Origin of the sequence: Shewanella holmiensis (assembly GCF_025370255.1) — a bacterium.
In the GTDB taxonomy this organism is placed as follows: domain Bacteria; phylum Pseudomonadota; class Gammaproteobacteria; order Enterobacterales; family Shewanellaceae; genus Shewanella; species Shewanella holmiensis.
The window spans coordinates 1-660 of the sequence record NZ_JAMTCD010000065.1 but is presented as its reverse complement, the minus strand read 5'-3'; the positions used below and the strand labels follow the sequence as shown (position 1 = coordinate 660).

Genomic DNA, 660 nt, shown 5'->3' with positions numbered 1-660 from the left:
TTAGGCCATAGCCTGACCTTAACTGCCATAGTCAATGGCGGTGTGTGGCAACTCAGTCCCCAGGATTTATCCAGCTTTGATGATGGCTCGCTTAACGTTACCGCCAGTGTCGAGGATACCGCAGGAAATCCAGCAATAGCTACTACAGCGACTCCCGTTGATATTTTAGCGGATATCGATATTCAAGTAGATACCGGTCGTGATGATGTGATTAACCGCTTTGAGATGCTACGTTTAGATTTTTCAGGCAATGTTGATGATGTCGAAGATGGACAAACTATTACCATTGTGGTCACCGACAGCGCTGGCAACAACCTCACCTTCACCACGACTGTTATTAATGGCATGTGGCAAATTGATAATGCCAATGTGTCATCCTTAATTGATGGCAATATTACTTTTGTGGCATCCACAGTCGATATGGCTGGCAACCCAACATCAACCAGCACCCAAGTACTGAAAGACTCTCAAGCAACCGTCACCATTGAAGCTGTTGATAGCGATAATGTATTTAATGTGGCTGAAATCACAACCACAACTCTACGTGGTGAAGCGCTCAATATTGAAGAAGGCCAAAACGTGCTTATTTGGGTGACTGACAGCTTAGGGGCTCGCCTAACATTCAATGCGGTTGTGGTCGATGGTCTGTGGCAATTAGAT

At 45.5% G+C, this 660-nt stretch carries 1 protein-coding gene; it reads left to right on the top strand.

What is annotated here, in order from left to right; all coding sequences use genetic code 11:
* On the top strand, positions 1–660 hold a 660-nt coding region (locus NE535_RS18650; RefSeq protein ID WP_261300044.1), incomplete at both ends, for a hypothetical protein.